Origin of the sequence: Bradyrhizobium sp. 199, from assembly GCF_023073355.1 — a bacterium.
Classification (GTDB): domain Bacteria; phylum Pseudomonadota; class Alphaproteobacteria; order Rhizobiales; family Xanthobacteraceae; genus Bradyrhizobium.
This window is the reverse complement of record NZ_JADPJI010000002.1, coordinates 501,645-524,844: the sequence shown is the minus strand read 5'-3', so window position 1 is coordinate 524,844 and position 23,200 is coordinate 501,645. Positions and strand designations below refer to the sequence as shown.

At 62.3% G+C, this 23,200-nt stretch carries 29 protein-coding genes and 1 tRNA gene; 12 read left to right on the top strand and 18 right to left on the bottom strand.

The genetic code is table 11. From position 1 onward, the window contains the following. Positions 1–180: 180 nt before the first annotated feature. From IVB28_RS02465 to IVB28_RS02440, 6 genes are all read right to left on the bottom strand, one after another. Positions 181–825 (bottom strand): FMN-binding negative transcriptional regulator, encoded by a 645-nt coding sequence (locus IVB28_RS02465; protein WP_247524471.1) that lies wholly within the window; start codon positions 823–825, stop codon positions 181–183. Between the two features lie 397 nt (positions 826–1,222). Continuing rightward, positions 1,223–1,615, bottom strand: a complete 393-nt coding sequence (locus IVB28_RS02460) for a nuclear transport factor 2 family protein (RefSeq protein ID WP_247524470.1) — start codon at positions 1,613–1,615, stop codon at positions 1,223–1,225. A 53-nt stretch (positions 1,616–1,668) separates the two neighbouring features. Beyond that, positions 1,669–2,448, bottom strand: coding sequence for an enoyl-CoA hydratase-related protein (locus IVB28_RS02455; RefSeq protein WP_247524469.1), 780 nt, complete (start codon positions 2,446–2,448; stop codon positions 1,669–1,671). Between the two features lie 46 nt (positions 2,449–2,494). Further along, positions 2,495–2,794, bottom strand: coding sequence for a DUF1330 domain-containing protein (locus IVB28_RS02450; protein WP_247524468.1), 300 nt, complete (start codon positions 2,792–2,794; stop codon positions 2,495–2,497). Beyond that, positions 2,791–3,522, bottom strand: a complete 732-nt coding sequence (locus IVB28_RS02445; protein WP_247524467.1) for a Crp/Fnr family transcriptional regulator — start codon at positions 3,520–3,522, stop codon at positions 2,791–2,793. The genes IVB28_RS02450 and IVB28_RS02445 overlap by 4 nt, the downstream gene beginning before the upstream one ends. Next, positions 3,506–3,757, bottom strand: a complete 252-nt coding sequence (locus tag IVB28_RS02440) for a hypothetical protein (RefSeq protein ID WP_247524466.1) — start codon at positions 3,755–3,757, stop codon at positions 3,506–3,508. Before IVB28_RS02440 ends, IVB28_RS02445 begins: the two co-directional genes overlap by 17 nt. A 630-nt stretch (positions 3,758–4,387) precedes the next feature. Here IVB28_RS02440 and IVB28_RS02435 point away from each other — a divergent pair. Next, positions 4,388–5,068: a hypothetical protein gene (locus IVB28_RS02435; protein WP_247524465.1), complete on the top strand. Its 681-nt coding sequence runs from the start codon at positions 4,388–4,390 to the stop codon at positions 5,066–5,068. Between the two features lie 243 nt (positions 5,069–5,311). On the opposite strand, the gene IVB28_RS02430 is transcribed toward IVB28_RS02435, so the two are convergent. Then, the gene (locus tag IVB28_RS02430) at positions 5,312–5,599 is read right to left on the bottom strand and encodes a hypothetical protein (RefSeq protein WP_247524464.1); all 288 of its coding nucleotides are present in this window, start codon (positions 5,597–5,599) and stop codon (positions 5,312–5,314) included. Positions 5,600–5,932: 333 nt separating this feature from the next. On the opposite strand from IVB28_RS02430, the gene IVB28_RS02425 reads away from it, so the two are divergent. From IVB28_RS02425 to IVB28_RS02415, 3 genes are all read left to right on the top strand, one after another. Next, positions 5,933–6,424 (top strand): RidA family protein, encoded by a 492-nt coding sequence (locus IVB28_RS02425; RefSeq protein WP_247524463.1) that lies wholly within the window; start codon positions 5,933–5,935, stop codon positions 6,422–6,424. A gap of 138 nt (positions 6,425–6,562) precedes the next feature. Next, positions 6,563–7,117: a hypothetical protein gene (locus tag IVB28_RS02420; protein WP_247524462.1), complete on the top strand. Its 555-nt coding sequence runs from the start codon at positions 6,563–6,565 to the stop codon at positions 7,115–7,117. Between the two features lie 125 nt (positions 7,118–7,242). Next, positions 7,243–8,265: an LLM class flavin-dependent oxidoreductase gene (locus tag IVB28_RS02415; RefSeq protein ID WP_247524461.1), complete on the top strand. Its 1,023-nt coding sequence runs from the start codon at positions 7,243–7,245 to the stop codon at positions 8,263–8,265. Between the two features lie 76 nt (positions 8,266–8,341). Here the strand turns inward: IVB28_RS02415 and IVB28_RS02410 are convergent, their stop codons facing one another. Then, entirely contained in the window at positions 8,342–8,545 is a 204-nt protein-coding gene (locus IVB28_RS02410; RefSeq protein WP_247524460.1) for a hypothetical protein, read from the bottom strand. A 218-nt stretch (positions 8,546–8,763) separates the two neighbouring features. On the opposite strand from IVB28_RS02410, the gene IVB28_RS02405 reads away from it, so the two are divergent. The 5 genes from IVB28_RS02405 to IVB28_RS02385 all read left to right on the top strand — a co-directional run bounded on the left by IVB28_RS02405 (position 8,764) and on the right by IVB28_RS02385 (position 11,212). Beyond that, the gene (locus IVB28_RS02405; RefSeq protein WP_247524459.1) at positions 8,764–9,111 is read left to right on the top strand and encodes a DUF1236 domain-containing protein; all 348 of its coding nucleotides are present in this window, start codon (positions 8,764–8,766) and stop codon (positions 9,109–9,111) included. A 75-nt stretch (positions 9,112–9,186) separates the two neighbouring features. Beyond that, a complete protein-coding gene (locus tag IVB28_RS02400; protein ID WP_247524458.1) occupies positions 9,187–9,588 on the top strand; it encodes a hypothetical protein in 402 nt (133 codons plus the stop codon). A gap of 221 nt (positions 9,589–9,809) precedes the next feature. Then, positions 9,810–10,349, top strand: coding sequence for a hypothetical protein (locus IVB28_RS02395; RefSeq protein ID WP_247524457.1), 540 nt, complete (start codon positions 9,810–9,812; stop codon positions 10,347–10,349). Positions 10,350–10,408: 59 nt separating this feature from the next. Beyond that, positions 10,409–10,762 carry a hypothetical protein gene (locus IVB28_RS02390; RefSeq protein WP_247524456.1) on the top strand — a complete coding sequence of 118 codons (354 nt, stop codon included), beginning with the start codon at positions 10,409–10,411 and terminating at the stop codon, positions 10,760–10,762. Between the two features lie 21 nt (positions 10,763–10,783). Next, positions 10,784–11,212: a hypothetical protein gene (locus tag IVB28_RS02385; RefSeq protein ID WP_247524455.1), complete on the top strand. Its 429-nt coding sequence runs from the start codon at positions 10,784–10,786 to the stop codon at positions 11,210–11,212. A 52-nt stretch (positions 11,213–11,264) separates the two neighbouring features. Here IVB28_RS02385 and IVB28_RS02380 read toward each other — a convergent pair whose 3' ends face one another. From IVB28_RS02380 to IVB28_RS02360, 5 genes are all read right to left on the bottom strand, one after another. Next, positions 11,265–11,723 (bottom strand): hypothetical protein, encoded by a 459-nt coding sequence (locus IVB28_RS02380; RefSeq protein ID WP_247524454.1) that lies wholly within the window; start codon positions 11,721–11,723, stop codon positions 11,265–11,267. Positions 11,724–11,733: 10 nt separating this feature from the next. Further along, positions 11,734–11,952 carry a hypothetical protein gene (locus IVB28_RS02375; protein ID WP_247525323.1) on the bottom strand — a complete coding sequence of 73 codons (219 nt, stop codon included), beginning with the start codon at positions 11,950–11,952 and terminating at the stop codon, positions 11,734–11,736. 116 nt (positions 11,953–12,068) lie between these two features. After that, positions 12,069–13,628: a hypothetical protein gene (locus IVB28_RS02370; RefSeq protein ID WP_247524453.1), complete on the bottom strand. Its 1,560-nt coding sequence runs from the start codon at positions 13,626–13,628 to the stop codon at positions 12,069–12,071. Positions 13,629–13,710: 82 nt separating this feature from the next. Then, a complete protein-coding gene (locus IVB28_RS02365) occupies positions 13,711–14,850 on the bottom strand; it encodes a cellulase family glycosylhydrolase (RefSeq protein ID WP_247524452.1) in 1,140 nt (379 codons plus the stop codon). Between the two features lie 2 nt (positions 14,851–14,852). After that, positions 14,853–17,036 (bottom strand): exopolysaccharide transport family protein, encoded by a 2,184-nt coding sequence (locus IVB28_RS02360; RefSeq protein ID WP_247524451.1) that lies wholly within the window; start codon positions 17,034–17,036, stop codon positions 14,853–14,855. A gap of 328 nt (positions 17,037–17,364) precedes the next feature. On the opposite strand from IVB28_RS02360, the gene IVB28_RS02355 reads away from it, so the two are divergent. Then, entirely contained in the window at positions 17,365–17,829 is a 465-nt protein-coding gene (locus tag IVB28_RS02355; protein ID WP_247524450.1) for a DUF2846 domain-containing protein, read from the top strand. Positions 17,830–17,947: 118 nt separating this feature from the next. Here the strand turns inward: IVB28_RS02355 and IVB28_RS02350 are convergent, their stop codons facing one another. Together IVB28_RS02350 and IVB28_RS02345 are read right to left on the bottom strand one after the other, a co-directional pair. Then, entirely contained in the window at positions 17,948–18,355 is a 408-nt protein-coding gene (locus tag IVB28_RS02350; protein ID WP_247524449.1) for a hypothetical protein, read from the bottom strand. Positions 18,356–18,368: 13 nt separating this feature from the next. Then, a complete protein-coding gene (locus IVB28_RS02345; protein WP_247524448.1) occupies positions 18,369–19,034 on the bottom strand; it encodes a class I SAM-dependent methyltransferase in 666 nt (221 codons plus the stop codon). 447 nt (positions 19,035–19,481) lie between these two features. Here IVB28_RS02345 and IVB28_RS02340 point away from each other — a divergent pair, with 447 nt between their 5' ends. Further along, complete coding sequence (locus IVB28_RS02340; protein ID WP_247524447.1) at positions 19,482–19,745, top strand: hypothetical protein; 264 nt, start codon at positions 19,482–19,484, stop codon at positions 19,743–19,745. Between the two features lie 170 nt (positions 19,746–19,915). Next, positions 19,916–20,707, top strand: coding sequence for a phytanoyl-CoA dioxygenase family protein (locus IVB28_RS02335; protein WP_247524446.1), 792 nt, complete (start codon positions 19,916–19,918; stop codon positions 20,705–20,707). Between the two features lie 28 nt (positions 20,708–20,735). On the opposite strand, the gene queD is transcribed toward IVB28_RS02335, so the two are convergent. The 3 genes from queD to IVB28_RS02320 form a co-directional block, all read right to left on the bottom strand. Next, positions 20,736–21,092, bottom strand: coding sequence for a 6-carboxytetrahydropterin synthase QueD (queD, locus tag IVB28_RS02330; protein WP_247524445.1), 357 nt, complete (start codon positions 21,090–21,092; stop codon positions 20,736–20,738). Positions 21,093–21,182: 90 nt separating this feature from the next. Beyond that, positions 21,183–21,259 (bottom strand) — tRNA-Arg (locus IVB28_RS02325). Between the two features lie 154 nt (positions 21,260–21,413). Beyond that, the gene (locus IVB28_RS02320; protein ID WP_247525322.1) at positions 21,414–22,856 is read right to left on the bottom strand and encodes a HAMP domain-containing sensor histidine kinase; all 1,443 of its coding nucleotides are present in this window, start codon (positions 22,854–22,856) and stop codon (positions 21,414–21,416) included. Positions 22,857–23,200: the final 344 nt, after the last annotated feature.

Genomic DNA, 23,200 nt, shown 5'->3' with positions numbered 1-23,200 from the left:
GAGCATCATGCGATGCCGGATACGCCCGGCGTGCGGTCACAACAGATGAGCCGCAACACAGGCCGCGTCCGTTCTGCCTTGAAGCCCGGACATCGCCAGCTCGCCCCTGCGTGTCGGCGACGGGCCAACAGGCGACATGACGTGATCGCATCAGTAAAAAGAGGCTGCGAATAGAGCGACCTATTCCGTCTCGTTTGCAGTTGATCGGGGCGTGGACGCTTCTGCCACGATGTTGGCCATCGCGGCGCCCTTCGCTGACCCCTCAGATTTAAGCCCTGCTATAACCCCCTCACGCGTCGCCGCATTATACTGCTGGCACGCCTGACTCTTACCGATCAGGCGATCAACGTGAATTTCGATTCCAATGATGCGCTTGATGAGACCGCCCACGAAATCCGCGGGCGCTGATGACACATCCCAAGGATCGGTTCTGTGAGCCTCGTGAGGCTTGGCAAGCGCGTCGAGATGTTTGAGTAACCACCGCTCGTCATCGATCAGATTGATGCGACCATAAGCATGCACGACAGCATAGTTCCAGCTTGGAGCCACACGGCCATGTCTCGCGCGACCAGGCTGCCATCCCGGCGAGATGTAGTGGTTCGGCCCCTGAAAAATCACCAAGGCGTTTTCACCAGCGCAACGGGCTAAATCGTTTGATCGGGAGGCGTGCGTTTGCAGCGTGTTGCGTTGCCGATCAATTTCAAATGGTAGGTGGTTCGCATCTAGCTGATCGCCCCCGACCACAATTGTCCCGAGCGGATTTTGCCTCATAAGCTCCCAGAGGACGTCAGGACGTGTTTCGGCAAGCAGGGTGGGAACGAACATCAAAATCTCCTGACCGATCCGTAGTATGAACCGAGATCGCAACATTGCATACTTGGGCCGGAACCCAGGTCGACTTAGAACCGCTGACGGTGCGCAGCGGGCGATGGCTGAAGGCGAACTTGTTCCGCTTCCCGGGCGCCGTGTGGTTGCGGAAGCGCGACTGTGTGGAGCTGTCAGACGTGATCGCGCTGCATCTTTTTCTCGAGCGGATCGAGGAAGCCGGGCTGAACGTGCGGCTGTCGGGCCGCCTTCGCGGCTGGGACGGTGCGTCGCCTGTTTGGACTTTTCCAGTGCGGAAGCGTTAGCGGTTCGTTGGCGTGGCAGGGCGCGCATGGCATCTCGCCCGACGTTGCTCAGGTGACGTCGGCCTGTGATTCACCTGCTTGTCGCGCCTCATTCACTCGCAGGCAATGAGCGGTCCGAAAAAACCGACGATCAGACATATCTTCCCGCACCTGGCGAACTCAACGAAATCAACACTGTCGGCCAGCAGCGATCCGTCAGCCAGAACCTTTCTCCAGCCGAAGCGTGCCCTGTTGTGATGTCGGTCGATGCGCGTGGTGCGCAGTATCCCCGAACCGGGATACCGGGCGAAGACGACATCGATGTGGGTCGCCAGAGCTTCTCGGCCGGATAGTTCGACCGCAGGATCGACGTATCGAACGTCCGGTGTGAGGACCTCAGCCAGCATCACCAAGCGCTTGATCCCGTCGCGCTCATTCCATGCCGCGCAATAGCTATCGACGAGTGTATTCACATTGCAGGTTTGCTCGACTTCATTGGATGACATTGTATCTCACTCGACAGCAAACGGAGTGTGGTCTTGTGCATCGTCAGGGTCGATCACTGCGATTTTGCGGTGAACTTTCTCACGGCAACGCGGAATTCTTCCGTGAGCATGCAGCCGATGATCTTCTCCTCCTCGGCATCAAGCTGTGCCTTCGTTGCAGTGGTCGCCGCCTGGTAGAGCAGCGTCTTGGTCCCAGCAATTGCTGCGGCCGGATTGTTTGCCAGCCGCATCGCGAATTTCTTCGTTTCCGCTCTTAGCTCAGCCGTCGGGACGACTTTCGCCACAAGTCCCCATTCGAACGCCTGCTGAGCGGTAAAGCTATCTTCAGCAAGAAATATCTGGAAGGCGCGGCGTACGCCAACGGTGCCTACCATACCAACTGTACTGCCGCCGTCCGGCGAGACGCCGATCTTCGCGTATCCCGGCGTAAACTTCGCGTCCTCCGCGGCGATGCATAGATCAGCGATGAACGCAAGGCCCATACCCGCTCCTGCCGCCGAACCATGCACGCTTGAGAGTACAATCTTTGGCATCCGGCGCACCCTCTCGATGAAGGCGTGATAGTGGTGCAGCATTTGTCCAACCACCGGCGCAATCTTGTTTGCTTCGGCCGCTGCACCAAGAGTTCGCAGGTCGCCGCCGGCTGAGAAAGCGCGCCCTTCGCCTTGGATTACCACCACCTTGATGTGAGGGTTGGCTTCCACTTCTTCGCCAAGCTGCTGGAGCTTTTTCGCAGCGGCCAGGTTGAGCGAATTGAGATCGTCCGGTCGGTTCAGGGTAATGGTAGCGACAGAGCCGTCGAATGTAATCAACGCGGCGTCATTGCGCGACATCGTGTCACCTATAGTGAATGAAGGAGAATGGTTGATCGAGTGCTTGCTATCGTTGCTTTGAAAAGCCCTGCAACATCAGCACTATCCCATCGGCACCCGCTTTGCGATCCACGGCGATCGCCTGGTACTCGGGTGACTCGTGAAATTGCTGGGCCGAGTCTTTGTCAGGGAACTCAAGCAGTACGACCTTGTCGCGGGGCCACTCGCCTTCCAATACGACTGGATTCTCATCCGCAACCAGGACCTTGCCGTTGAACTTCTCGAACACGCCAAGGAAGCGCGCCTGATAGCCGTCATAGACCTCGCGTTTCTTGAATTTCAGTTGTGCGATGATGTAGACGCTCATGAAGATCTCCGCTCAATGTTACGCTCTGCAGCAATGAAACCGTCCAGCCGCTTGACACTCTCGATTACGATGCGGCCGCGACGTTTCGAGATAAGCCCATGCCGCTCAAATTCGGACAGGGCGATCGCAACCCAGCTCCGGCTGACGCCGACCATTTTTGCGAGTTCCTGCTGGGTGACACCAGAGATCGCGAGCTCTTGCACTCCTCGGGCACTCTCCCGTCGCGCAAGCGATTTGAGCGCTGACCCGAGCCGCACTGGGGCCGAATCCAGCGCCATCGGTCCGCTGCGCTCGATGCTTTCAATAGAGAGGATTGCAAGCAGGCGCGTGATATTCCAATGGAAGGCGGGGATTGTCGTGAGGCAAAAACGAAAGTCGTTACGTGTCATCACGGAGATCGACGTCCCCTCCAGCGCCGTGGCCGAGAGTACCCGCGGTTGTCCAGTTACCAACGAAGCCAGCCCCAAAACAGTGCCCGGCAGGCTGATGCCAAAGGTGAACTCTTCGCCGTTGTCGAGGGTTTGGAATAACCGCACGCGGCCCTTGGTAATCAAAAGTAGAGTATCGCTCGGCTCGCCTTGGTCGAATAAAGTATCGCGTGGAGCGAAATGGAGTTCTTTCATGCGATCAAGAATTACCTGACGCTGCACCTCGTCAACACCGTCAATGGCGATGCTCCACTTCGGCGACAGCAGCCGCGCACCCAATGTTTCAGCCGACAGCGCCATGAATGTGCTCCCCAGCCGACCGTGGCGCGCCGGGCGCCTCGAAGCAGCTGACATGTTCTTTCAATTCGAGCGCGACGAAGATCGTGGGGCCATGTTGTTTCAGCCAGGCTGTCTCGACATTGAGACCATTAGCCAGCCGATAGGGCAGAGCATCATCCGCTATCATCTGCCAATCTCCGATCAAACTGAACTGCTTTAGCCGATCCGGGTGGGGAATTCCGCCGAGCGCTTCCACAAGGAGATCGGTGAATTAAGCACCCGGACCCGCCTTAGCGTCCGGACGAAATTACGCCTAGCGAAAAGGCTACCGTGGACTCGGAATGCTTACGAAGTTGCATTGATCACCGGTGCCATCCCGCCTCCTGCCAATAAGACGAGGCATCGGTACCATACGAGCGCACACTTCAATGTTTAGTAGTTGACATTCAGGGGTAGACGGTCGTGGTCGCCTCACGGCGCGTTCGCGATCGCCGGGCAGGCGCTTACGCCCCCGGATTGAGCGATCAACTTACCGGGCCCTAGCCTTGAAAGTAGATGATCTTGCGCGGGCGGGTATTCGGCAGATCGCGCGACGTCCAACAGAAGAAGATTGGCCGGCCAATCAATTTGAAGTGACTGAATACTGGCTGCAGAACGATCGTTACTCTTCCAATTCACGGACCTAATTCGAGCAACAACAACGCTCGTCCCGAGGCCGTTGGGGAAGGCTCCAGCAACGTCAATTATGGGTCAAAGGCGGCAGTCTGCACCCGAGGCGATGACTTCTGCTCTACCTCCAACTCCAGACCGCCGCTGCACTGCGCCAGCCGACGCCATGGGCCAAAAGCGGAACTGCATCTGGAAATTTACCGAAGAATAGCGCGTCTTGTTGCACAACCAATGGTTGTCGAAATTCCCTGTGGCCGGCGCACCAATGCAGCGGCTTCTGATCTCGTTTTGGGTCGCCATCTATTGGGGCATTCTGTCGAGCACTCAAGTGCATGCAGTATCGATTGAGCCGTCTCCAACGCAAAAGGCGCAATCGGGATTGTTAGAGCTCCGGTTTGGGGCAACGACCATTGCGTTCGAGCGAGGCGAAATCAATTCGATCAGCGGCTATCAAAAGAAGCCGGATCAATTGGCAGAATCAACACTAATACTTCCCAATAATGCGTCCGTTTTCTTCACGCCCCCATTTGCAATTCCGGCGTGCCTGGAAATTGGACAGGTAATCTTAACCAACCAGACCATCGAGCCGGTCGTGCGGCAGCGGCTCTTTGTCGACTATACGCCGACGGCCACCGAGTTTCCCGGCATTTCGCAACTCAGGTCGCCATCCCGGCAATCGGCGCCCGATATATACCAATTCGAGGCGTCCGATCTGAAGGATTTCTGGGGCGAGCAGATAACTTTCTATCGCCAGCCTCCGATGACTCGACTCAACATACAGTTGACCCGCGATGTTGAGATGAGTGTTGCAGCGACGGTTGAGCGCTGCTTCTTTGAGCATGGCGAGGCGACGATCAGGCAATTGATTTCATTCGTAACCGGCAAGATCAAGAAATGAGATCAGGGGATACGCCATCCATTTGTGATTACCGCATGACGGTTCATGTGGGCGGTCAGGTCAGCTTCGGGTCAAAACGCGAAGAACTCAAGTTGAGCAAATCTGGTCCGCTCTGGCTCAACGAGCGGACTTCGACCGCCCCGGCGCAACTTCGCTGATGGGCCAAATCCGGACATCAACAGGACGGCAGCCTGTCGGTTGTCATAGTCCGGCGAGTTTTGCCCTGCGTTGATCGCCGCTCCCTCAATCCATCCCGCCAATGACGCCAAGAAGCGAACCGCCGAAGAAAGAGCCAACAAGCATCATGAGATAGGTCGTCGCGGTGGTTTCTTGCTCGGGTTGAAAATGATAAAATCCGAGCACCCCCAGCAGAAAAAACCCCGCGCAGATTGTTGGCCAAAGCGCCCGCCGCCGCGCTGCGAGCCGCTGGGCCCGGGTAGCCCACTGAGGCTGCGATAGAGTTCTAGATCGACGAAGCGATACCGCGGCACTCACGACTACAACGATCAGACAGGCAGTGAGGAAGTACATTAGACGCTATCCTTCGCCAACCGTTTCCAGCTCGAAGGCCACAAGGTGAGCCAATAGCGTGAATTAATTGCCACAACTCTAAAGCGATGGCAAAAACATCAGCCGCATCGGAGTGCTATAGCTGGCGAACTATGGGATGAGCCGACGCGCCGCTTTGGGTCAAACTGCGAAGAACCAACTTAGGAAAATCTTGTCCGCAATGCTCGGTGAGCAGGCCGTGGAGGAACCGGGGCCACTTCTCCGACGGGCCACAAGCTGAAGTGTCGTTTATCGTGCCTGTATGCTCAATTACGTTGTGGCGTCTTCAGCCCGACCAACAGATAAGGAGCTACAATGAGCCGATCCATCCAGGTCGTTGCAGGACTGTTTGAAAGTCGGCCGTATGGCTTTGCTCAGGTCGCACTCGTCCGGACGCCATTCGGTGACGTCGCCAATTTTTCCGGCCAAGTCGCTTGGGATGCCGATCGAAAAATCGTTGGTCCCGGTGACATCAGACGTCAACTTGAAAAGAGCCTTGAAAATCTAGCTGTCGCACTGGTTTCGGTTGGCGCAACGCTCAACGACGTCGGCGCGCTTCGCCTATACATCAAGCAGGATCATCTGCACGAAAGCGAAGCAATCAGTGGCGCGCTCAGGGCAGCATTCGGAAGACAATATGCCTTGCGCAACGTGGATCGGGGTTCCGAGCCTCGCCAACGACGCATTCCTGATCGAGGTGGAGCCGTCCAGCGTTTTTCTCGTGCGCAAGTAGGCTGCGAACGACTGCTTAGGGGCAATGCAGCCGTTGGCCAATCCGCCAGGCGACGTCAGGCTTCCCCCGAATAGCAGACATGCTGATCGCTCTCGTGGTGTTCAGCTCAGGGTTTCGCAGACCCGTCTTGTGTGACCAGATGCGGTCTGCCCACACCTGAGCGCGAGCATTCTCGGCCCATGCGGGCATCACGACGTTAACCCTGTCGGCAAATGATAGCTCGCGCGCCGCGCAGCTGCCGACAAGCCGCCTCATTGCCGCGGAGAATTTCCGACGGCACGAACTTGGATCAGAGGCGCATTATGCTGAGAATGGCGTTGTTGGGCCTCCTCATCCTGTTCAGTGTCGGAGTGCTGTCGGCCATGGAGCTGAGCGCGCCGCCGCGTCGCCTCATCGCGACCATCCAGCCGCTTGCCGGGCAGAGCGCAAACCTCTCTGCTTCGTATGACGCGCCGGCGAAGGCCGATCGCCTCGAGGTTGCCGCTGCGGGCAGCGCGATGCCGACAGAGGCAGCTTCAGTCGAAAACGCCGGTGCTCCCAAGGACATCCATGTCCGCTCGCCCGCGCCGGAAGCGATCGTCCGTCATCGGCCGGATCCGAAGACGATCGCGGCCGTCAAACCTCCCAAGCCGAAGCCAAAGCCAATCGTTGTCAAGCGGACCGCCAATGTTCAGCGCGCAAAGGCCGCCGGCTCGACTGAGCCCTGTCGGCTCAAGGCGTTCGGCGGCTTGCTCAAGGCTTTGAATTTGACCCGCTGCGAAATCTGAAAACTCCGCGAGCAGCCCAGCCCGCGCCTGCTTCCTCCAGGAGGCGCTTACGGCCACGCCTTGTCGCCATCTTTCCCTCGGCCGGCGGTCTCGCAAACGCTCCCGATCGGCCATATGTTGCCCTCATGAAAAAGATCGGATTCCTTTCCTTCGGGCACTGGACGCCCTCGCCGCAGTCGCAGACCCGCTCGGCGCGGGATACGCTGTTGCAATCGATCGAGCTTGCGGTCGCGGCCGAGCAATTGGGCGCGGACGGCGCCTATTTCCGCGTGCATCATTTCGCGCGCCAGCTGGCCTCGCCCTTTCCGCTGCTCGCCGCCGTCGGCGCCAAGACCAGCACGATCGAGATCGGCACGGCCGTGATCGACATGCGCTACGAGAACCCGCTCTACATGGTGGAGGATGCAGGAAGCGCCGACCTCATCGCCGGCGGCCGGCTGCATCTCGGCATCAGCCGCGGCTCGCCCGAGCAGGTGATCGACGGCTGGCGCTATTTTGGTTACCAGCCGGCCGATGGTGAGAGCGATGCCGACATGGGCCGGCGCCACGCCGAAGTATTCCTCGACCTTTTGCGCGGCAAGGGCTTCGCCGAGCCCAATCCGCAGCCGATGTTTCCGAACCCACCGGGGTTGCTCCGCCTGGAGCCGCATGCGCAAGGCTTGCGCGAGCGCATCTGGTGGGGCGCCGGCTCGATCGCCACCGCGGTGTGGGCGGCGAAGCTCGGCATGAACCTGCAGAGCTCGACGCTGAAGAACGACGAAACCGGCGAAGCTTTCCACGTGCAGCAGGCCGCACAAATTCGCGCCTATCGCGCCGCGTGGAAACAGGCCGGCCACATCCGTGAGCCGCGCGTGTCCGTCAGCCGCAGCATCTTCGCGCTGATGAACGATCGCGACCGCGCCTATTTCGGCGGAGAGCGCGGCGGCGAAGACCAGATTGGCTTCATCGACCCGCAGACCCGGGCCATCTTCGGCCGGAGTTATGCGGGCGAGCCGGATGTTCTGATCGAGCAGCTACGGCAGGACGAGGCGATCGCCGACGCGGATACGCTGCTGCTGACCATCCCCAACCAGCTCGGCGTCGACTACTGCGCGCATGCGATCGAGGCGATCTTGAAGCACGTCGCGCCGGCGCTGGGGTGGCGTTGAGGCGACTGGCCGAGATGCCCCTGGGGCACGACAGTCGTGCATGGTGACGGTTCGATGATGGCGGGTCCGCGCGATCTCACAGCAAGGCGGCGTTGGCGGCCTGCTCGTAGATCATCGCGGCCACGAGGGAAAGCAGCAGTCCCGCGCCCGCGAAAATCAGCAGCACCTTCAGAGTCTCGACATCGATATTGGTTCGTGTCGCAAGGGAGATTGCCTTTGCCAGTGCAGCCAACATCGCCAGCTCCGAACTGGGCCGCGCGGTGGCGAGGCCTTGGTTCATCTAGCGTCATTGCGCCGGCTGTGCGTGTGAAGCAGATTACAGGTGGGCTTGCGGCCTGCATCGAAGCGAGCTGCCGCAATCGGCCGGGGAACTCTCCTCCAGTTGCGTTGCGCCCGGGATGAGAACGGGAAAAACCGGCAAACGTTCCGGCGTTGGCGGAACGGTCGGCCTGATCGCGAGTTCATCGCTGCGCCGCATGCAGCGGCGAGGAGAACGCGATGAAGAAGTTTCTGTTGATGTCGGCTGCCGCTGTGCTCGTCTCCACGAGCGCGATGGCGCAGACCACTGTCACCACCACCACCACGGGCGCCGGGCATGGCGCTGCCGTGCAGATCGAACCTGAGTATCGCACCAAGATCCGGTCTTACGTCACCGAGCATAAGATCCGTCCCGTGGAAACGCGCGAAAAGATCGTGGTCGGCTCGCCGGTCCCGCGCGACGTCGAGCTCGCGGCCGTTCCGAGCGACTGGGGCCCCTCGCTGACCAGATATCGCTACGTCTATTCAGGCAGCCAAGTGATGCTGGTCGATCCCGAGACCCGCATGGTCGTTCAGGAGGTGGACTAACTCCGCCGCGCGGCGGGGCGTTGAGGGGCGGCCCGCCGCGCATCTCCGGTTTGCTTCATTTCGCGGTACTGCCTGATGCTCATCGTTCGATATGTTGTCTTTGCCGGCAGTTTCGCCCTGGCGCTGCTCTTCGTCCTCGACCGCAACCTACCGCCACTGAGAGAGGCTTCGCCAAGCCCCGAGGTCGACCGGAGCATCATTCGGATCCACTCCGCACGAGCCTTGCCTGAGAAAATCATTTTCGACACGTCTCCGGTCGCCGCCACCGTCTCCCCGCCCCTGCTCGCGGCCGAGGCGCCGAAGCATGCCGGCAGTGATGCACTGGCGATGGTCGAACCGCCAAAGCCGGAGACGAACATCACGCCGGCACCTCGCCACGACGCAACGCGAGCAGCCGGTCTGCGTTCGAATCGGACGTCGCGCCCGGCGTCATCGCATCGCGGCTCCCTACGTCAGGTGATGGTCGGGGCATTCTGAGAGCGGCCGGCGGCTCGCAATCGCGCTGCACACGACGCACAGCCACGCGCACTCCGCAGATGAACGGCGGATGAATGAAACCGTGCGCTCAGCGATCGCGGAACTGCATGAGGCAACATCGACGCGTCAAGGTGTCCGACGCAAGGAACGTTTGCGCGACTGCCAGTTTATCCCGGGCCTAATTTGGCAATCTATTTTTGGAAACCCTTGAGGAGATGGACATGAGGATCCTGAAGCTTTCTGCGGCTGCGGCCGCGCTGCTCGCCGGCACGGCGCTCGCCGTTGCGCAATCGAGCTCGACCGTCGGCACCGGCGGCTCTTCGGCCGGCGGCGGCACGAGCAACTCGACGGTCGGTACCGGCGGCTCGTCCGCTGGCGGCAGCGGGTCGGGCTCGGCCTCGACGCTCGGCACCGGCGGCTCGTCCGCGGGCGGCGGCACCAGCAGCTCGAGCGTGGGTACGGGTGGTTCGGCTGCCGGCACCGGCTCGGGTAGCGGCTCGGCTTCGACGCTCGGCACCGGTGGCTCATCGGCCGGCGGCGGCAAGAGCTCGTCCAGCGTCGGCACCGGCGGGTCCGCTGCGGGCTCGGGCTCCGGCTCGAACTCCGCGTCGACCGTCGGCACCGGCGGCTCGTCGGCGGGCGACGGCAAGAGCGGCTCGACGGTCGGTGCGGCCGGCTCGTCCGCAGGCCATGCCAGCGACATGGGCATGGACAAGGGCAAAGGCCACCACAAGGGCGAGATGAAGAAAGACAAGGATTGATGCCTTGACCAGGAGCGGCAGCAATGCCGCTCCTTCGTCTTTGTTGGAGGAGAACTCGCATGAACAGATCAATCATTGCGATCGCAGCGTTGGCCTTGATGGGTGGCGCTGCTCAGGCAGCAACCATGGAAAAGACCGGCAAGACGGCATCGGGCGAGACCTGCAAGGTCACGGTCGAAAAACATGCCGACGGCAGCATCACCGCGCTCGGCTCATCGGGTTCTGGCACCACCGGATCGACATCGTCGAGTGGTGCGCTGTCGAGTTCGAGCTCGGCGGGTGGATCATCCGTAAATGTGCAGGCCGGCGGCGGCCACGTCTCCAGCTCGTCGTCGACGGCGGGCGGGCCTGGCTCCACCAGCGCCAGCACCATCACCGTCAACGGCTGCACGATCTCGACGTCGTCACCCTAGATTCATAGAGAGGATTGAGACATGAGAACGTTACTCACGACCTCGGCGGTCGCGCTTCTGCTCGCCGCCGCTTCACCGGCTCTCGCCCAGAAAAGTATCACGGGCGGATCGGGCGGCTCGGCCGCCGTGGGCGGCACTTCCGCCTCCACCGTCGGTACCGGCGGCACCTCGACCTCGCCGACCGGCAGCACCGGCTCGTCGATTGCGGCCGGCGGGAGCGCCGCTGCCGTCAATGGCAAGACGCAGACCGGCGTCAGCACGAACAAGGGCAACGGTCCCGTGCTCAATTCCAACGCCCGGGCGCAGGCCCATGAGGGCGGCACGTTCAGCCGCTCGCACACCCGCACCAAGGTCAAGGCCGGCGAAGAGGTCGGTTCGACCACCAAGACGATGTCGCATGTGCCCGGTTCGAAGCCGACCATGTCGACCACGTCAACGACGGCGCGCTAACCCTCACGACAAGCTGCCCGGCTCGCCCGGGCAGCTTGTTTTGCGATTCCGTTCAGCTGCCCCTCAGGCTGTTGCTGACGCGTGTGACAAGCCGATCCCACTGCCGCTTCTCGGCCGCCGGATAATTGATCAGCACGCAGTGCACATAGCCGCGCGAGAAATTGCAGCGGTCGTACCAGATTTTGCCGCGCTTGATGCTGGAGACCACGAAGAAGTTCCGCGTGATGCGCTTGTAGATAATCCCGGACGGAGGATTCTTCCTGGCGAGGAATTCAGCCGGCGAGAGGCCCTGCTGGTTGGCAACGGCCTGCACGGTGAGATCGGCCCTGCCGTCGGAGGTGCGAAATTGCTGGCCGTAGCCGTCGGGCTTGCCGGCCATCTCCGTGAAAACAGAGGCGGGAAGGTCGACCGAGGTGCCTGCCTCGGGAATCCGGTAGCTGGTCCAGCTGTCGGCCCGGGCAACGGACAAGGTGGCAGACAGCGCAATGGCGGCAACAGTGATCGTCTTCATGCGGTCCTCATCAATTGCGCGGCGCCAATTGCAGCTCCATCAGGGCGATCCGCTGCAAGGTCGCGACGTTGCGCTCGCCCGCACCAGCCGTACGGAGAATGGATTCAGCGAGGGCGTTGACGTGCGAAGAGTGCACGGGCTCCGGCAGCGTGGCAACCGCAGCTTCCAGAGCGGTGGTCATGAGCTCGACCACCTCAGGGGAGAACGCGGTGTTGGAAAAGTTCTTCATTGCGTGTGTCGGCCGCTGGTTCAGGCCGCTGTTCAACACCGGGAAAAAGCGGAAGTTCCTGGATGGGCGCGCGACCTGACAGCCGCGCCGCGCAGGACCGTCGTCGATCCCCAAGCCTACGTCACAGGCTGGTAGCGCGTCAGCTGCTCGAACTCAGCCTCCTCCGCGGCGACGGCCTGCATTCTCACATGGCTGCCGATGACGAGGCCCGTGAGCGAGAGCATGAGGCCGAGCGCCAGCGGCGCGAACAAGGCTTCCTCCTGAAACAATCCGTTGAGCAGCACCACCATGACGCCGAAGCCTGCAAGGCCCTGCGTCAGATATCCTGAGGACGCGTACAGGCGCCAGGCCTTGAGCGCCATCGCGAAATAGAAGGCAAGCGGCACCAAGGCGCCGATGCCCATCTGGTACAGCAGCACGCCGATCGCGCTTTCGACCGCGCCGTCGATCGTCCCGGCCGCCTGCGCGGCACTCCAGTCGATGGAAAAATAGCTGTCCGACAAATTGCCGCCGACACCAAGGCCCCTGCCGAACGGTCTCTCCAAGAATCCGTTCAGGCCGCCCATGAGGCCAATGACGTGATAGTCGCCGATCTGCAAGCCGACACGGATCGCCAGTATCGCAAAGGCGATCAGGCCGAGAAAGCCGAGCAGCAGCGTCACCACCGCGCCGAGCAGCCGGGTCGAGATCCAGGCCGCGGCCACGAAGACCACGACGATGAGCGCTCCCTTCACACTGCAAAACACCAGGAGCGGCAAGGCCGCGAGGGCCAGCAGCGGACGTCCCACCGAGAACAGGAACAGGCCGAGAAAGCCGACACCGTAGGCGAAGCTGATCGGGTGCATGTTCGGACCGTGGATGCGCAGCATCTTCGAGAGGCCGAACCCTTCGAGCAGAGGCGTGTTCAGGAAGTCGAAGCTGAAACGATCCTTGAGGTCGACTGGCACGTTGCCGGTGGCCCGCATCTCGGCTTCCCAGACGCCCGAATGGGTCGCCTTGAGCTCGTCGAAACCCCAGAACGCATAGCCATTGGTGATGGCCAGCCAGAAATCGCGGAAGGCAAGCTCGATATAGCCGCAGCAGACGAGGATGACCGCAAGCGTCACCAGGAACGGCGTGATGCGCACCTCATAGGTTGCGGCCGTCAGCAGCGCCAGCTGAAACAGGAACAGCGGAAGCACGATGTTGCGCAGATAGACCGCGGCCGCCTGTCCGTTCTGGCCAAAGCCGATCGCGAAATACAGCGACACCACGGCCAGGGTGACGACACCCCAGCGCATGATCCGGTTCACCTCAGCCGACTGATTCCTTTGGCCCAGCACGTAGAGGCCGAACGTCGCCAGCCACATGACGGAGCAGACGAGGAAATTATAGCCCTTGATGAAGTCGAGATCGGACGGCAGCGGGATCAGCGGCGACAGGATCGAGACGAACAAATTCTGGAAGAACAGGACGAAGATCGCGATGGCGGGCGCGTAGGTCGGGACCGCCACGACGATGGCGATGCCGACGAGGACCACGACGGCAATGGCCAGTGCCGGATTGGCAAGGTACAGGACCGGCGCAAAGCCGATCGTCGCCGCGGCGATGCAGAAGGTCAGGACCAGCTCGCGCCAGGCCGGCGGCGATGGCTCGGCCTGCACGGTCTGAACCTGGGGTGAGGACCCGGCGCTCATCAATCGTCCTTTGGCATCGCGCGGGGCACGATAACGGGGGGTGTGTAAGCATTCGTTAACGATGGCGGAACGCGACGGGAGGTCAGCGCCGGCCGGGCCGCGGCGCGCCGAGCAGCGCCCGCATCACCTCAGGATCGGGCTTGCCGGTGTTGCGGTCGACGAGGCCAAAACCCTGCGCCAGTTCCCAATGCGCCCAGCCCCAGCAATGGTCGCGGGCATAAGTGGTGACTTCCGCGAGCCAGCGCACGCGGCTCTCCCTGGGAGCGCCGGCTTTCAACACGCCGAATTCGTTGATGATGATCGGTCGCGCAAACTGCTGCTGCCATTGAAGCGCGGGCGCGAGCCAGCGATCGGCGTCCGGCCTGTCCTTGGCGGCAGCGATCGCAACGTCGAGCATGCCGAGCGCCTTGGTCGCGCCCCGATCCTGCAAATCCTGGCGCAGCGCCCGGACCTTGGGATCGCCGGCATTGATCGGATAAGGCAGATCGATGATGTCGTGCAGCGGATCCTGTGCGTCCCAGTGGGCCTGATGGGTGAACACCATCGGATCATAGAAGTGGATGGCGTAGACGATGTCGGGATCGGGCAGCGGCCGGAACCGTGGCAGCGAATCCGCACGCTGCCAGTTGACCGGACCGACAACGAGGGTCGTCTTGGGAAGCAGTCCGCGCACGAAGGCGGCGAGCGCCTCGACCTCGGTTTGCCATTTGTCGGCGTCCACATCGGGCTCGTTGAGCAGCTCGGCGAAAATGCGATTTGCAGGATAGGAGCGGATAACCTCCGCAAGACCGCTCCAGGCCTCCCGCATCTGCCCCAGGGCCGCGTCCGGATCTTCCTTGTGCAGGCGATTGAAGCGCTCGCCGGGATGAAGATCGACGGAGGTGGAATAGCCGAGCGCGGTGAGTTGCTTCAACGCGTTATCGAGCACGCGCAGCGTCTCGTCGCGCTCGGCCTTCGATGCGAAGCGAGGCATCACGCGCTCTGCCGGCACCGGAAGGCGGACATGGCTCATTCCCGCCCTGCGCAGCTGCTGCAGCAACTCCCGGCCGGGCGGCGCACCGTTGATCCAGCCATCGGCGTTGAAGCCGCGGGACAGCGCGGCAAGCCGCTCCGGTGCGACGGTCCGCGGCAAGGGCACACAATCGCCAGCGAAGACCGGTGGGCCGAACGAGATCGACAGCAGCATCGCAGCAGTCAGCAAACGACGGCGCAACGCTGTCATCGTCAGACCGCAAGGCCCAATGCGCCACCTTCGGGGTGCGGCGACAGCGAGCCTGCCGGCGCATGATTGACGACGAGACCCATCGGCACGGCGTCATAGCTCGACAGCGCCGCGGTCACCCTGCGCATCGCCGCCGAACCGAGCTCGCCGGCGCGCGCCACGAGGACGATAAGATCCGCGTGCGCCGCCAGCGCGATGGCGTCGGGCTGCAAGGCGAGATTGCCGGCATGGACGATGATCAGATCGAATTCGGAGCGAATATCATCCTCGGGACTCGCATCGGCCTTTCGGCCGGCACTCAAGAGCTCGTCGATCGACTGCAGTCCCGCCGTAGTCGAGCCGTCATTCCATTCGGTCACCGGGGGCTGCTGACCTGCGAACTCCGGCTGCAGACGGATCAACACGCTCATCATGCCGCGCGCCACGGCGGCGCGATTGAGGGAGCGTGCAACGGTGTTGCCACCGGCGCTCTTGCCGACCGACAACACGAGGGCGACCTTGCAGCCGCGCACCGGCACGCGATCGATCCGCTCGAGCAGCGGCCTCAGATAGGGACCGAGATCGAGCTCGTCCGCGGTCGCAATCGGCCTTTGCCAGACGGTGTTGGTGCTGGTCCCGGCGCCGGACGAAAGATCGGGGATGCGGGCCCAGACGGGAAGGCGCGGCATCGCCTCGGGCCGGCCTGCGGCAGCGGCCGGAGCTTGGACTTGAGGCTGAACTTGAGCGGGGACTTGAGCCTGAACTTGCCGACCTTGCGCGTCCGCCGACGGCGCAGGCATGGGAGCTTCAGTGGGCCCAGACTGGTCGGACAGGCTCGTCATCACCGCAGTTGCAGCGGTCGATGTCAGCAGCGAACCGATCGCCAGCGCCGCCAGCAGCAGAGCGAGCGGCGGATGCGTCGAACGCAGCGGCGGAATGGCGGGCGACGCGATCTTGGTCTGGGACGCCTGCAGCTGGCGCTGCTCGTTGGTGGTCTTGAACCGCGACAGGAACTGCTCGTAGATATTCCTGTTGGCGTCGGCGTCGCGCTGCAGCTCCTGCAACTTCACCAGCGCCTGCCCGTCGACCAGCATCTGCGTCTCGACCGCCTTGAGCTGCTTCTCCAGCGCGTTCTGCTGCTCCAGCTGGGCTTCATATTCGGACTTGGCGGTATCGATGTTCTTCTTCCGCTCGGCCTCGATCTGGCGGTTGATATCGGCCAGCTGGCTGTAGGAGATGGCGAGATCGGGATGGCGCTCGCCGTACACCGCCTTCTTCTGCGCGATCTGGTCGTTCAGGGTCGAGCGCTGCGCCCGCAGCATGCTCAGAAGGTCCTGCTTCACCGGTCCTTCGACATTGGCCTTGAGATCGCGCTGTACCTGCTCGTAGCGCGCCTTGGCTTCCTCGGTGCGGAGACGTGCGGCGGAAACCTGCTGATTGAGATCAGTCACCCGCAATTGCTGGGTGGTTGAATCCTTGCCGGCGTTGAGGATCTTGTGCTCGAGCCTGAAGGTGGCGACGGCGTCTTCCGAGGCGCGCAGGCGCTCGTTCAATGCCTTCAGCCGGTTCTTGAGCCAGTCGGCGGCCTCGTCCGTGGCCTCGGTGCGGACACGGCCCTGGCTCGCCACGAACGCCTCGGCGATGGCGTTGGCATAGTAAGCGGCCCGCTCGGGGCGGTTCGAGGTGAAGGAAACCGCAATGACATAGGTGAGCCCGCGGCGGGTGATCTCGAGGCGGCCGCGGAATTTTTCGAGCAGGCGCGTCATGTCGGTATGACCACCCGCGATATCCTCGTCGTCGGCGATCTTGAGCTGCTCGATCAGGTGGCGGAGAAAGCCGTCCGATTTGGCGATCTCGATCTGGCTCTGAAGCGCCGCGGCGTCCTGGCCGATGCCCGGCAGAACGTCCTGCTCCGTGGTGACCCGCAGCTCCCGGGGATCGAGCACGACCAGGGCCGTCGCGGCGTACCGGACCGGCAGAACCATGAGAACGATGACGCCGAGGGCGAACAGCGCCAGGGCCAGCGTCAGAATGCGCCGGCCGTTCTCGCGCAGAAAAGAGAGTGCTCCGGAGACGGTCAGCGATCCCTTGATCAGCGCTGGCGCGGCACCATCGGGTTTGGTCCGCACAGCCCGCGGCGCTTCCCACGAAGCCGCTGGCTCCGTCGGGGCGATGCTTCGCGGAGATGGGCGGCTACCGAACGCCATGGGGGTGGACTCGAAATCAACTGACAAAGTTCAGAGGCTTGCTACACCGTAAATATCCATGGTTAACCGGCGGTTACGCCCGGCGAGAACCGTCATGGGCCGCAGCCTCGCCATTGCGCCGGCACTGAGAGCTCCCCTCGAAGGCTGGAATGGGTGTTGCACGGCGGCCGGTGCAACCCGCGCTCGCCGCGGCGTGAGCCTCACGCCTATTCTCGAATACTCCAAATGAAATTGCCGGGGCCCCGTCGATGTTCAATCGGGGGTCGCGGTTGACTTCAGTCACTACCCTGACAATGATACGGCGGGGACATGGGAATCAGAGGCTGGAATGCGTCGTGGGTATCTGGGGATTTTTTTCGTCGCTGCGTTACTTTCTGGATGTGCATCGGGCCCGACGGCCAACCTAGCTCTGACGGAGAACGTCAAACCAAGCGGCGCACGTCTCATCATCTACCGTACGTCGGCCCTGGGATTTGCGATCCAGCCTAGCTATGCCGTCGACGGACGCGTAATTGGCGGCAGCCAAGCCGCAGGATTCGTGGCTTGCGATCTGCCTCCGGGCCGCCACGAGGTCACTGTCAACAATTTACCGCTGAGCACCAATCTGTTCGGGCAGGGAAGCGAGAAAGTGAGCCTGGACCTGCGCGCCGGCAGCACCACTTACCTCTCCGCCCAGCCGCAGATGGGAATCGTGACACCCGGCGCGATCACGCTGATCCAGGTCACGGAAAGCCAAGGCCGCGCCGACGTCGCCAGCCTGCGTCAGAGCACTGGATCATGTGGAGCGGCGTGACCCGATAGCGCGGAACGGCGGAGAATGTCGCAGGCCTGGGTCAGCATCGGCAGATGAGCGCCGTGACTGGTGCGGTGCGCCTTCGTTGCCGGCGTTCTGGATCGAGTGGCCGCGAGATTCAGCTGATGTTCAGAAGGATTGGCGCCGATGTGCCGCAGCGCATCAGGTCCAGCGCGTCATTGACGTCATCAAGAGCGAACTCATGGGTCACGATCCCGCGGTAGCTCACCTCGCCTGTATCGCTCAGCCGAACGAGACGTGGAATATCGCGCGCCGGCTGGCATTGCCCGCCTTGGTCCGGTCTCGACGATCGCTGCCAGCGCTTCGTGCCCAGAAGGCGCGGCAGGAACTTGTCGACGCCCTTGACGGCGTCGATCTCGTTGATCTGCGCGCCGCAGATGCTCGAGATGTGCACGTGCGCGAGCACCTGGCCGTGCTCGAGCGCATCCGGCAGGGTGAATTCGTCGCCGATCAGCGACTTGCCCGACCTAACGAGAATGGCTGCCTTGGCAGCCTTGATGTCCATGACGAGCGACGGATCACTCGAAATAGATGAATTCGTAATCGCCGGTGTAGCCGAGCTTGCCGTAGAGCCAGATCCATTCCGACATGTGCAGAATGGACTCCGCCGTCAGCGCCCAGCATTCGAGGTTGTGCAATTCAGCGACGTTCCGGTAGCTCTCGACCATGACGTATTTGTTCTTGCCGACGCGCTCGACCTCCTTGAGCGCCGCCTCGAGTTCATACAGCCGCAGATTGTGCAGGGTACCGAGCGAGATGACGAGATCGAAACTGTCGTCGCCATAGGGATAGATGTCCTGGGCACGATAGTTGAAAAGGAACGGCTTCACCTGCTCGTGCGCATTTTCGAGACCGTGCTTGGAGATGTCGAAGCCGACGACCTTCAAACCCGGCAGGATCTTTTGCATCTCGTACAGCAGGAAGCCCTTGCCGCAGCCGACGTCGAGCACGCTGGACCCATTCTTCAGGCCATAGGTCTCGATCAGCGCCTTTGCGACCGGCGCCCAGCGCCCTTCGATGAAACGATAACCGCCGTAGCCGAAGCGGCGGTCGCCATCCCAATAATCGGCCTCGTATTCCCTCGCCTTCAGCGAGCAGCCGATCTTGTCGTCGTTCATGCGGCCCATGTAGTCGCGCTTGGTCGCCGTATGCAGTGGCGTCACGATGTTCAGGAGGCGTCCCATCGAGTCCTCGGGTTCCAATGCGCGTTGCGATTGTCGCGATCAAGAGCCTTGAGCCGCGACTTGCGTATCGCTCTAGCATGTGTAGTCGAGATCATCATTGCTACAGATGGATGATCTGGAGCCGTGCGACGGCACCGTCGACGGTCAGCGCAGGTTCTGTCACGGGCGTGCCACCAAGGACGAGCCGAACAAGGTCCCGTCATCTCGCGCGCGACGCGGAATTCCTGATCGAGCTGCCCGCAGCGCATCTAAATCCAGAATGCCTGAGCTGTAGGAGTGAAGCTCGAATGGCTGGACGTTGCCTTGCAGCAAGTTCCTCCCTAAGTTTCACCGAGCGCGTGCCCGGCACAGAAATTCAGAAGAGCCACGCAGAGGCCAGCGTCGTGACAGGAACGTCTCCTCGCTCTTCGCAATTGACTCTGGTCAGGCACGACAGCGGGAACCGTCATGAAGAACATCAGTGCCGGCCAGATCTCCGTGTTGATCGCTCTCGGCACCATGCTGATCCTCACCGGCGTTTGGGCCTTCTCGGTCTGGGGAGCCAGCAGCGGGGTTGAGATGGGCAAGCATGGCTGGATCGCGCTTGGTCTCGGAAGCTTCTTCTCGCTGCTCATCGGTTGCGGGCTGATGGCCTTGATGTTCTTCAGTAGCCGCAGCGGTCACGATGATGTCGCCGATCCCTTCCGCCGGCGCGACGGCGAGGACGGATAGCTGCGCCCAGCGAGTCTTGATTCCCCGGTCCGCCGCGGTATACGTTCGCACCATGATGTTCATGTCCTCATTCTTCCCGCTGATCTGAACGGCTGAAAGTCGTTCGGCGCATCCGCGCCAATCAGATCAACCGGCTGCGCTTGATGCAGTAGCCGAACGGAGAATGTGCAATGTCCCAGACCGACCGGGATGGCCTGACGCCTCGTCAGATCCAGAACTTCATCGACGATGGTTTCGTCAAATTCGAGAACGCCTTCAGCTTCCAGCTTGCAAAGCAATGCAGGGACGAGCTGTGGGCGGATATCGGCCTGTCACCGAACCAACCCGAACATTGGACTCGCCCCCTCGTGCGGGTGGGATTCAAGGCTTCGCCCGCTTTCATTGAAGCCGCGAACGCGCCTCCCCTGCACAAAGCCTACGATCAGCTCGTCGGCGAAGGACGCTGGCTCCCGCCGAAAGGCCTCGGAAGTTTTCCGATCCGCTTCCCGTCAGCGGAATCACCTGATGATGACGGCTGGCACGTGGACATGAGCTTCGGCACCGCCAATCCGGATTTCATGGAGTGGCGCGCCAATGTGAAAAGCAGCGGGCGTGCTTTGCTGATGCTCTTTCTGTTCTCGGATGTCGGCGCGGATGATGCGCCGACGCGGATCCGGAAAGGCTCGCATGCCACCATCGCGCGGGAGTTGCTGCCTTATGGCGAGGACGGCGCGACGCTCCGGCAGCTCGCTGCCGAGAACTGGGCCTCGACCAGGGATTGCGAGATCGAACTGGCGACCGGCGCGGCAGGCAGCGTTTATCTGTGCCACCCGTTCCTCGTTCATGCCGCGCAAGCCCACCGCGGGAAACGGCCGCGCTTCATGGCACAGCCTCCGCTGCTGCCGAAGGGCGAGTTTGATCCGGCGCTGCAACCCTCGCCGGTTCAGATCGCGATCCGGCGGGCTTGCGGGCTGGCGGTGTAGCCGGACGACATCCGATTTGAAACGCCCGTCACTGCCCCTGATATTCGGCCCAGCAGTCGGCCGTTTCATAGACCCGGACAGCCGATAGCTGCGAAAGGCCCGGCTTCAACCTATCCCAGATCCAGATCGCGATGTTCTCGGCGGTCGGGTTCTCGAGGCCTTCGACCTCGTTCAGGCATTGGTGGTCCAGCGCACCCATGATGTCGGCGAAGCAGCTCTCGATGTCGAAGAAGTCTGCGACGAAGCCGGTGTGCGGATCGACCCGCCCGTCCAACTGGACCTCGACCCGGTAGGAATGACCATGCAGGCGCCGGCATCGATGGGTCTCGGGCACGTTTGGCAGCCGATGCGCTGCCTCGAACTTGAACGCCTGCGATATCTTCATCCAGCTTTCTCACACGGCACGGCCACCTGGTCTCAGGCCATCTGGCGACGGCGACCGGATGCGGCTTTGTCCTGATCTTGCGTCGAAGAATGGCGCGCCCGGAACGATTCGAACGTCCGACCCTCAGATTCGTAGTCTGATGCTCTATCCAGCTGAGCTACGGGCGCGTTTTTCGCGAACAGCGCGGGCATGACCCGCAAGCAGCCCCCGGCGGAGCCGGAGGGGGTGCGAAAGAGCGCTCTGACTAACCGCTCTTTCCCCGGTTGGCAAGGTCCGGGGTGGGGGTATTTTCGTGCATGTCCTACTCGGCCCCTGGCCGACCTACGCCCTCTGCCGCTCGTTGCGGATGGAGAGCAGTTCCACGGGGCGGTCGGGGATGACGATGCGGAAGGTGGCGCCGATGGTGCCTTCGACCAGGTGGATGTCGCCGCCATGGGCGCGGACCAGCTCGGCAGCGATGGCGAGGCCAAGGCCGCTGCCACCGGGACGGCCGGAGGTCTGGAACGCCTCGAACAGGTGCTCCCGGGTCTTCCGGGGCACGCCGGGCCCGGTGTCGGACACCTCGATGATCGCCACGGCGCCCTCGCGTTTTCCGGTGATCCGGATCTGCTGCGGACCACCCTCCCCGGAGGCATGACTCTCCAACGCCTGGGCGGCGTTGCGGACGAGGTTCAGCAGCACCCGGAACAGCTGATCGGGATCGGCATCGACCGCAAGCCCGCGCTCGATCGCAGCGACCCAGGCAATCGAGGCGTCGGAGGCGAGGCCCGCGGTCTCGCGCACCTCCAGCACCACGGGCTCGATCAGGATCATGCGGCGGTCGGGCGCGGCCTCCTGGGCGCGGCCATAGGACAGTGTCGACTGGCAGAAGGCGATGGCGCGCTCGAGCGAGCGCACGAGCTTGGGCGCAAAGCGCTGCACCCGCGGATCCGGCACGCTGGCGAGCTGGTCCGACAGAAGCTGGGCCGAGGCGAGCAGATTACGCAGATCGTGATTGATCTTGGACACCGCGAGGCCAAGGGCGGCGAGCCGGCTCTTTTGATTCAGCATCGACATCAAATCGCGCTGCATGTCCGACAATTCGCGCTCGGCGACGCCGATCTCGTCGCTGCGCTGGCTCGGCACGATGATGCCCGCGGAGCTTTCAGGGTTCTCGTGGAAACCGACCAGGCTCGCGGTCAGCCGCCGCATCGGGCGCACGAACAGATAATGAAGCGCGAGATAGACGAGGCCCGCGGTCAGCGCCGCGATGATCAGCGCGACCACCACGACGTTGCGGGAGAAACGATACATCTGCTGCCGCAGCGGCAGCTCGTCGGTCACGATCTCGATGAACTGGGCATTGCCGACGCCGGGCCCGACGATGCGGATGGCCTGGTTGCCGGTCTCCAGCATCATCCGGAATGAGCCGGTGATCGCCTCCCACACGGTCATGTCGCGCAGGTCGATGTCGTGCTCGATCGCGGCCGGAATGTTGTCGCTGGCGAGCAGCCGGCGCTGCTGGCCCATCTTGATGGCGACGGCGCGGGCATTGATGCTTTTCAGGATCTCGCGCGAGAGCGAATCGGGGACCATGCCGAGCGGGGCGGCATCGAGCACCAGCGCCGCCGTGTTGGCCGCCGCGACGCGGTCGTTCAGCCGGTTGACCCAGAAGTTGGCGATGGCAGGCACGTAGAGCAGGACGGCTGCGATCATCACCAGGGGAACGGTGAGCAGCAGCAGCTTGCCTGACAGCCCAAGCCCGCGCGTCCCGCGGGGACGCATCGCCGGCGGGTCCGGCTGATCCTGATCCTGGATCGGCTGGAGGTCTGTCGCTGCCACGGAATTCGCCCTCGCTGCCTTTGGCGGGTGAAGGATTGGCGGTATGAAGATGCGGCCCAACCCCGGTCGGGTCAAATTACGGATCGCCAATGTGCCGAGGTAGGATGTAAGCTCAGATATCGCGAGCCGCTACCTCAAGGGTTAAAAACCCCGATCAAACAGCGATATTCACCGGAAACGTGCGCTTGTGCGGCGTTGACGAGAAGAAGGCGCTCGCTTATAAGCCGCGCAAATTGTCCGCGATGACCCGGTGCGACACCGGGAGCGGCTCTCTTGGGGCCGGAAAC

Bases quoted from the DNA above. Each gene is read 5' to 3' on its own strand.
- IVB28_RS02345 (WP_247524448.1), bottom strand. From the start codon at position 19,034: ATGGGACGCCTCCTGAACATCGTGACGCCACTGCATACGGCGACCAAG.
- IVB28_RS02405 (WP_247524459.1), top strand. From the start codon at position 8,764: ATGAAGAAGTTTCTGTTGATGTCGGCTGCCGCTGTGCTCGTCTCCACG.
- IVB28_RS02380 (WP_247524454.1), bottom strand. From the start codon at position 11,723: ATGAAGACGATCACTGTTGCCGCCATTGCGCTGTCTGCCACCTTGTCC.
- IVB28_RS02430 (WP_247524464.1), bottom strand. From the start codon at position 5,599: ATGTACTTCCTCACTGCCTGTCTGATCGTTGTAGTCGTGAGTGCCGCG.
- IVB28_RS02465 (WP_247524471.1), bottom strand. From the start codon at position 825: ATGTTCGTTCCCACCCTGCTTGCCGAAACACGTCCTGACGTCCTCTGG.
- IVB28_RS02375 (WP_247525323.1), bottom strand. From the start codon at position 11,952: ATGAAGAACTTTTCCAACACCGCGTTCTCCCCTGAGGTGGTCGAGCTC.
- IVB28_RS02350 (WP_247524449.1), bottom strand. From the start codon at position 18,355: ATGGACATCAAGGCTGCCAAGGCAGCCATTCTCGTTAGGTCGGGCAAG.
- IVB28_RS02335 (WP_247524446.1), top strand. From the start codon at position 19,916: ATGTCCCAGACCGACCGGGATGGCCTGACGCCTCGTCAGATCCAGAAC.
- IVB28_RS02385 (WP_247524455.1), top strand. From the start codon at position 10,784: ATGAGAACGTTACTCACGACCTCGGCGGTCGCGCTTCTGCTCGCCGCC.
- IVB28_RS02410 (WP_247524460.1), bottom strand. From the start codon at position 8,545: ATGAACCAAGGCCTCGCCACCGCGCGGCCCAGTTCGGAGCTGGCGATG.
- IVB28_RS02450 (WP_247524468.1), bottom strand. From the start codon at position 2,794: ATGAGCGTCTACATCATCGCACAACTGAAATTCAAGAAACGCGAGGTC.
- IVB28_RS02395 (WP_247524457.1), top strand. From the start codon at position 9,810: ATGAGGATCCTGAAGCTTTCTGCGGCTGCGGCCGCGCTGCTCGCCGGC.
- IVB28_RS02415 (WP_247524461.1), top strand. From the start codon at position 7,243: ATGAAAAAGATCGGATTCCTTTCCTTCGGGCACTGGACGCCCTCGCCG.
- IVB28_RS02365 (WP_247524452.1), bottom strand. From the start codon at position 14,850: ATGACAGCGTTGCGCCGTCGTTTGCTGACTGCTGCGATGCTGCTGTCG.
- IVB28_RS02390 (WP_247524456.1), top strand. From the start codon at position 10,409: ATGAACAGATCAATCATTGCGATCGCAGCGTTGGCCTTGATGGGTGGC.
- IVB28_RS02355 (WP_247524450.1), top strand. From the start codon at position 17,365: ATGCGTCGTGGGTATCTGGGGATTTTTTTCGTCGCTGCGTTACTTTCT.
- IVB28_RS02460 (WP_247524470.1), bottom strand. From the start codon at position 1,615: ATGTCATCCAATGAAGTCGAGCAAACCTGCAATGTGAATACACTCGTC.
- IVB28_RS02445 (WP_247524467.1), bottom strand. From the start codon at position 3,522: ATGGCGCTGTCGGCTGAAACATTGGGTGCGCGGCTGCTGTCGCCGAAG.
- IVB28_RS02455 (WP_247524469.1), bottom strand. From the start codon at position 2,448: ATGTCGCGCAATGACGCCGCGTTGATTACATTCGACGGCTCTGTCGCT.
- IVB28_RS02360 (WP_247524451.1), bottom strand. From the start codon at position 17,036: ATGGCGTTCGGTAGCCGCCCATCTCCGCGAAGCATCGCCCCGACGGAG.
- IVB28_RS02420 (WP_247524462.1), top strand. From the start codon at position 6,563: ATGATAGCTCGCGCGCCGCGCAGCTGCCGACAAGCCGCCTCATTGCCG.
- queD (WP_247524445.1), bottom strand. From the start codon at position 21,092: ATGAAGATATCGCAGGCGTTCAAGTTCGAGGCAGCGCATCGGCTGCCA.
- IVB28_RS02425 (WP_247524463.1), top strand. From the start codon at position 5,933: ATGAGCCGATCCATCCAGGTCGTTGCAGGACTGTTTGAAAGTCGGCCG.
- IVB28_RS02340 (WP_247524447.1), top strand. From the start codon at position 19,482: ATGAAGAACATCAGTGCCGGCCAGATCTCCGTGTTGATCGCTCTCGGC.
- IVB28_RS02370 (WP_247524453.1), bottom strand. From the start codon at position 13,628: ATGAGCGCCGGGTCCTCACCCCAGGTTCAGACCGTGCAGGCCGAGCCA.
- IVB28_RS02320 (WP_247525322.1), bottom strand. From the start codon at position 22,856: ATGCGTCCCCGCGGGACGCGCGGGCTTGGGCTGTCAGGCAAGCTGCTG.
- IVB28_RS02400 (WP_247524458.1), top strand. From the start codon at position 9,187: ATGCTCATCGTTCGATATGTTGTCTTTGCCGGCAGTTTCGCCCTGGCG.